The sequence below is a fragment of the Arsukibacterium sp. genome, from assembly GCF_041616895.1.
In the GTDB taxonomy this organism is placed as follows: Bacteria; Pseudomonadota; Gammaproteobacteria; order Enterobacterales; family Alteromonadaceae; genus Alishewanella.
In genome coordinates this window covers 20896-27561 of sequence record NZ_JBFJPY010000044.1, presented here as the reverse complement: position 1 = coordinate 27561, position 6666 = coordinate 20896, and the positions used below count along the sequence as shown (strand labels likewise).

The following is a 6666-nucleotide window of genomic DNA, read 5'->3' as shown; positions in this document are numbered from 1 at the left end:
GGCGCCGAGTCGTCTACCGTGGTTTCTGCCTCAACCCGCGCGGTAGAAAATCGCCTGCAAAATATCAGCCTCAGAACGCGTGGCTTAGCCTCAGGCTTATACATGGGTACGGTTACCTTTACCGATGGTAATGGTGAAGTACAAGGTACCACGGCGCTAGAAGTCGTTCAGCCGTAGTCAGGGAAACGCCGGGATAGCCAGTCTGTCCCGGCAATTTTAAAAAAAATAAGGAAGTAGATAATGAAATCTATAACAAAATTAATAAGTAAATCGTTGTTCGCTATTACATTAATATTTGCAACATCCTTCGCCGCCAACGCGGGTCTCATCAATATTAAACAGGACATTTTTGCTGATGCTTTCGGCAAGATTGGTTCTATTGAAATTCAAATAGACAAAAGCCAGCTAAATACCGGCATTCTGGATACCGCTTTTGGTGATGACATCACACTGATAAATTTCAACCTAAGCGATCTATTCTCCTGGGGTGACGTGTTTGATATTTTCCTGTTTGAAGTGGTTATCGATAGCAACAATATCTTTGCAGGAATCGAATTTTTCGAGTTCGACGGAGATGACGTTGGCTTTGGTCCAGCGACGTGGAGTTATCAGATGTTCTACGATTCTTTCTTAGAATTCGGCTTCTTCGAAGTATTTGACCTTAGTGGTAACCTGGTATTGGAAACTGAAATTAGCTTAGGCAGGGCTCAAGTCGTATCGGCGCCCTCTACCATTGCGTTGTTTACCCTGGCAATGGGTGCACTGCTTATCCGTCGCCGGCGTATCGTTTAAGCCGTTTTGCTGTTGAGAAAACCCAGCATCTGCTGGGTTTTTTATGCTACTGATGTTCAGTTACAGTCGTATCACCAACTTAAAGCTGTTTTACCATATAGTATTTGCAGCCAGTTTTAGGGTAGTTTTCCTGTATCCACTGCACCTGGTAACCGTGCTTTTTATAAAATGGCATGGCTTGAAAGTTTAAGGTATCTAACAGGCAATTTACGCAGCCTCGCTTTTTCGCAGCCAGCTCTATCGCCTGCAATATTTTGCTACCAATCTGCTGGCCCCTTAAGCTCTCTGACACCCACAACGTATTAATCTGTAACCAATTGCCAAATGTTCTGCCTGCCGCTCCGGCAATAACCTCACCCTTGTCATCTTTAATTTGCACTGCAATCGGCAGCCTTTCGTTCACCTCCCAGTTCGCCCAGTTAAATTCAGCTATTTTCATATCCAGCAGTTCAATCAAAGCCTGATCGGGTTGCTCTAGTACTTCTATGCTCATCGAAATGCTCACTTAAATCAATTAGTCCCCCGCCTCACGACTTACCGAAAAAGGGGGCAGCGCTAATAATCACCACACTTTTGCAATATATTGAAAATTATTGAGTTACACCTAGCTTGCATTAAATTGTCTCCGCCCCTTCTCAATATGATTGCAACTCATTGTTTTTTATCTTGTATATTTTTTGAGATCAATCCGAATAAAAAAATCAGAAAATCCGAAGGATCTTTGACAACCTTAAAGCTTAATTAATGGTGTACGAAAACACAGATGGTTTAGCTGGTTAACGTACACCAGCAGCATCAACCATTCAATTAAGTTATGGAGATAGACATGTTTAAAACACGGAAAGGCTTAATTTTGGCCACATGCATTTTAGCTGCAAGCGTTTCACCCGCCAGTGCAAGTTTGATGAAGTTTAATTTTACGGTAGGTGGTTTTACTGATACATGCTCTGATCCAGCATTTTTAGATAGTGTTAACAATGATCCCTTGTATGGTTCTTTATCTATTTGCGACAGCGGCATTACTAACGATGTACCCACTACAATAACTGGCAGCTTTGTCGGTGAAGACTTAAACGGAGATGGTTATATAAGCTCATTTTTAACCCCAGATATTTTTTCGGCAAGTAATCCAGATCAGCAATTACTTGTTGATGCAGGTTTTGGGGTATTTGACTCCTTTGGTAATTTTGTTGGTGCCAATGAAGTGAGGTGGGCCAGCTTTACTCTGTCGGGTACCTTCATCGAGGGCGTAGAGGGATATTTGGATGATCCTTTAATCACTCACACGGTGACGCATGATATAGATAATCCTCCGCCGCCTGTCGTAGGGAGTACTTTACCTACCAATACCTTTTTTGCCTTAAACTATAATGTTAATTCACCCGGTATCTTAGGTGACGATGAATTCGAAACGTTATTTATGGGCATAGCAACCATCAATTTTGGGCTCGGTCAACTTTTAACCAGTCCTTTTGGAATTCCGACGATAACAGAAACCATGTTAACCAATTCCGGCAGCCTTAGTTCATGTACAAACGGCGCCCCGTGCGGAATACTCCACTCTTTAGCCCCTGACTTGACCGTTCCCTCTGTTCAACGCACAGCGTCGTTGGCACGAGTGACCCAAGTGCCTGAGCCAGCCACTTTTTTACTTTTCTCTTCAGCGTTACTGGGAATTGCAGGTTTTAGACTGAGAAATAGAAAAAGTGTCAATTAGGTGAGCCTCAGATAATGGCGAATACCGTCAGCTGTGTTAGCTTTTGGTCTTCGCCAACTTCTGAGCCACGAAAGACAATTCACAGAAGTCAGCTCGTAAGTTTATGTAGCGTTTATCGACACAATAGTCAGGCCAGCGTTCAGTTTTTACCCAGTAATCGATTAAACCGATGCGCTCTAAAAACGCTGGCATATCGGGATGATTTTTCAATGCCACCAATTGTTCAGCGTAATACCGATTTACTTCCGTAGGTTCATTTAACCAGCCATGCATCAAACCTAAGTCTATCAAATTACCTGATGATACATTGTCAACTAAACGCTGAAACACAGCATCGACTTTACCTACTGACAGCGCCAAATTGAAATGTAAACGGGGGAGCTGCTCTACAGCGGCTGTTGCCGCTTCCAAATCGTGGACTAACAGCGCATCATAAGCGACTTTAAGCGAATCAAAATTTGGATATATCTCAAGAAATTGATTCAATAATACGGTGACCTTATCAACATCACCGTGCAGAGAATAAATATTGAATTTTAACCCCAGCAAATCACTCGCCTCTTCTGAACCCAGGGCTTTCAATATATCAGCCTGTTGTTTAGCGCCCGGAACGTTTCCTTGTCGAGTATATATCTCACCAAGTAACGTATGCATTTGCCGTGATAACGGGAAATTATCTATGTGAGTCTCGATTACTTGTGCGGCACGTTGAAATAACCCAAGATTCACATAAAAATCGGCCAAAGCGCGCACGCATACGAAGCAGTCGGGTGCACCTTGTACAGCGGCAACCAAGGTTGACTCATATTCAATCCAGTTTTTGCGTTTTATATCAAAGTTTGCGGTTAATGCCCTGACGACAGGGTGCTTTGGATCTAGCGCTGCCGCTTGTTTAAGCAACAAATCATATTGCAGTACTCTCTGGTCACGATTTTCCAAATCCAGTCGATAGTAATTAAGCGTTCTAATCGCAACTGCCTTGTAGATAGTAGCTTCAACAAAATCGGGTGAATCGTTTAATACTTCATCAAATAATCTAATTGCAGTTTCTAAATTGTCAGCCCCCCTTTTATCCAGGCGATACATTGCTTGTTGATACTTTTTAAACGATGGCAGTGAGATAGAACCCGGCGCACTATATTTATAAGACATAGCGATAGCATTCAAAATTAGCATGACATCATTTACAGCAGACATGCGTTCTTCAGCAGTATTGAGACGACGGTCTAATTCCCACAACGTCTCTTGGCTATGGTCCTGGATAACGAAGGTGGTGGCACTATTTTCGGTGCCAATTTCATTACCTTTAAGACTCACTTCGAATTGATGGTTGTCATCTAGTGGCGAGGCCAGGGTAATGAATATCTCATTGTTTTGACTATCGAGCAGCAGCTGTCGTATTCGTGCGCTTTCTGCGTCATCTAAATAACCTGAAGTAGCAGACTCATTGTCCAGTTTGATGTTTGATCCAAAAAAGCCGAGCAGAAACACGCAAACACAAACAATAACAAAAAAAAATGAAGTGAAAGCTGAAACGCCATATTTTGAAGGCGGCTGCCAGTCACTAACAGCTAAAAGTTCAGCTTCAGCTTTGTTTTGCGGTTTGATATCAGGCACCAGTGGTAAGGGCGTGATTAAAAATTTGTAGCCTGTTTTATGTACAGTTTTAATGAATACTGGCGACCTGGCATTATCGCCAAAGGCTTTGCGAAGTTGCGAGATGCAACGTGACAGATTTTCGTCTAACACGACTTTCTTGCCCCAGACCTGCTCAAAAAAAGCTTCTCGCAGCACTATCTCTTCGGCATTTTCCAAAAGCAGTTTAAGAACTGCCATTGTTTGTGGTTCAAGCTGATGAGTGTTTAAGTTTTGCGAATCATGCAGGGTGTTTTCATTCGTATTGACAATCCATTGTTCCAACTTAAAAAGCATTTTATTTAGTCCCGTAAATTAAATAGCTTCAAAATAATCACGGCGGAATGCATGTTACCTTGGGTAATAAAGCCGCAAAACTCACCAATACATATTACGTGGTAGAGCTAATAATAAACTGTGATAGTTCAGCCAGAACTGATTGCGTTTTATCGCCGGAGTTTGCTGCAGTTGAGGAAATTGGCTATGGAAAATATTGTAAGCAAAATTAACACCAATAAATTTTAGTAAAGTTAAAACAATAATTTAAATACACCAATTCATTTTTACTATTTGGTGATGCAAAAAATTCTGACACGGTGATGCGCGATAAAAATACTAGCGCCAGGAAATAGTTATAAGCGTTATATTGGGCAAAGCAGTCATTCAATTAAGTTTGGATAGCAATAGAAAGCGGCGCGCTTACAGGCATAAGCGCTGACCATTATAACTATGCTTCGGAACTAGCCGTTATAAATTTCACCGCCACCATTAGCATAATGCTGCAATATGGCATTCGCTTCATCGCGCTGCACCATGCGCACGACCTCAATACCGGCATCGGTTAAATACTGATAACTGCTGGCCTCAACCGGACCTTCGTCAAAGCCTATGGCGCGGGCATCGTCTGCAGTAGCCGCACAAACTAACCGTTTTACCCCGCTCCACAGCGTGCCGCCTAAGCACATGGCGCAGGGCTCGCAGGAGGTAAACAATTCGCGCTTTAGGCCATCGGCATGTAAGCTGAAACTCTGCACTTGCTGCTCAGCAAACATAATAGCGACCATTTCGCCGTGCGCCGCCGAGTTATGCATTGGCATCACCCGGTTAACGCCAACACTGATTAGCTTACCGCTGTCACAGGCAAAAATAGCGCTGCCAAAGGGGCCACCCGTGCCACGCAGCACGTTCTGCCTGGACAACTCGACGGCCAACGCCATTTTTTCCTGATCATTGCGATAGGTTTTCTGCCAGTCAACAACCTCGTTTATCCACTGTGGCAGGGTTATTGTGACCTGTTGTCCTGCTGCCATGCGTTTAATGCTCCGCCAGAGGTTTGCTGTAAGCCAGTTCCATATCCCATGGCAGCTGGATCCAAGTATCCTGCTCGATATCGGTAATATAATGGTCCACTAACGGCTTACCCTGCGGTTTGGCATATACGGTAACAAAACAGGCCTTGGGGAAATGCTCGCGCAACGCGCGTGCCGTTTCACCGGTATCGACTAAATCGTCAACAATCAGCAGTTTAGCGTTATCTTCCAGGCTGGCATCTTTTAGAATACGTAAACTGCCCTGCTTGTCGTGATCGTAACTGGCAACACAAATGCTGTCGACCACCCGGATGTTCAGCTCGCGTGCCAGAATAGCGGCAGGTACCAGGCCACCACGACTAACTGCCACTATGGCACTGAACTCCCGACCGAGTAACTGTTGGGCCAACTCTTTGCTGGCCCGGTGAAATGCTTCCCATGACACATAAAACATTTTATTAGTGGTAAGAGACATAATAATTCCGAGTGTAATCAGATAAATAACTAAATTAATGACAAGGCAATTTCAACCATTTCATTAAAGCTGGTCTGGCGTAAGTCGGCATCCAGCGCCTCACCGGTGCGAATGTGATCGCTTACCGTTAAAATGGCCAGTGCATTGATCCCATATTCCGCCGCCACCCCATATAAACCGGCTGCTTCCATCTCTACTGCCAATACGCCATATTTCTCCAGCGTATCAAACAGGGTTTCACTTGGGTTATAAAATAAATCAGAAGTGAAAACATTACCTACTTTGACATTTATCTGCTTGGCGCGGGCAGCGTGTACGGCTTTTTCCAGTAAATCGTAATTGGCGATAGCCGCAAAATCCATTCCGTCCAGACGGTTGCGGTTAACGGCTGAATCGGTGCTGGCGCCCATGGCGATAACCACATCACGCACTTTTACTTCAAGTGGCAGTGCGCCGCAGGAGCCAATCCGGATAATATTCTTAACCCCATAGAATTTGGCTAATTCTGTGGCATAAAGCGACATAGACGGTATACCCATGCCAGAGCCTAATACACTGACCGGCTTACCCTGATAGGTACCGGTGTAGCCAAACATGTTACGTACGGTATTGACGCACACAGCATCGGTTAAAAAGGTCTCGGCTATGTGTTTAGCCCGTAATGGGTCGCCCGGCATTAATACGGTTTGTGCAAAAGCATCATCAGCAGCGTTAATATGAGGAGTAGCCATAGTTCT

Annotated in this window: 7 protein-coding genes; 2 read left to right on the top strand and 5 right to left on the bottom strand. The window is 44.1% G+C overall.

Annotated elements, in window-relative coordinates:
* Positions 1-240 precede the first annotated feature (240 nt).
* Positions 241-792 carry a PEP-CTERM sorting domain-containing protein gene (locus tag ABY802_RS09295; protein ID WP_372626758.1) on the top strand — a complete coding sequence of 184 codons (552 nt, stop codon included), beginning with the start codon at positions 241-243 and terminating at the stop codon, positions 790-792.
* 79 nt (positions 793-871) lie between these two features.
* Here the strand turns inward: ABY802_RS09295 and ABY802_RS09290 are convergent, their stop codons facing one another.
* Complete coding sequence (locus ABY802_RS09290) at positions 872-1285, bottom strand: GNAT family N-acetyltransferase (RefSeq protein WP_372626757.1); 414 nt, start codon at positions 1283-1285, stop codon at positions 872-874.
* A gap of 333 nt (positions 1286-1618) precedes the next feature.
* Between ABY802_RS09290 and ABY802_RS09285 the strand changes: the two genes are divergently transcribed.
* Positions 1619-2509, top strand: a complete 891-nt coding sequence (locus tag ABY802_RS09285) for a PEP-CTERM sorting domain-containing protein (RefSeq protein ID WP_372626756.1) — start codon at positions 1619-1621, stop codon at positions 2507-2509.
* A 36-nt stretch (positions 2510-2545) separates the two neighbouring features.
* On the opposite strand, the gene ABY802_RS09280 is transcribed toward ABY802_RS09285, so the two are convergent.
* From ABY802_RS09280 to deoD, 4 genes are all read right to left on the bottom strand, one after another.
* The gene (locus ABY802_RS09280) at positions 2546-4429 is read right to left on the bottom strand and encodes a winged helix-turn-helix domain-containing protein (protein ID WP_372626755.1); all 1884 of its coding nucleotides are present in this window, start codon (positions 4427-4429) and stop codon (positions 2546-2548) included.
* A gap of 455 nt (positions 4430-4884) precedes the next feature.
* The gene (locus ABY802_RS09275) at positions 4885-5454 is read right to left on the bottom strand and encodes a nucleoside deaminase (protein ID WP_372626754.1); all 570 of its coding nucleotides are present in this window, start codon (positions 5452-5454) and stop codon (positions 4885-4887) included.
* Between the two features lie 4 nt (positions 5455-5458).
* Positions 5459-5929: a xanthine phosphoribosyltransferase gene (gene gpt, locus ABY802_RS09270; RefSeq protein WP_372626753.1), complete on the bottom strand. Its 471-nt coding sequence runs from the start codon at positions 5927-5929 to the stop codon at positions 5459-5461.
* A gap of 29 nt (positions 5930-5958) precedes the next feature.
* Positions 5959-6660, bottom strand: coding sequence for a purine-nucleoside phosphorylase (deoD, locus tag ABY802_RS09265; protein ID WP_372626752.1), 702 nt, complete (start codon positions 6658-6660; stop codon positions 5959-5961).
* Between the last annotated feature and the right edge of the window lie 6 nt (positions 6661-6666).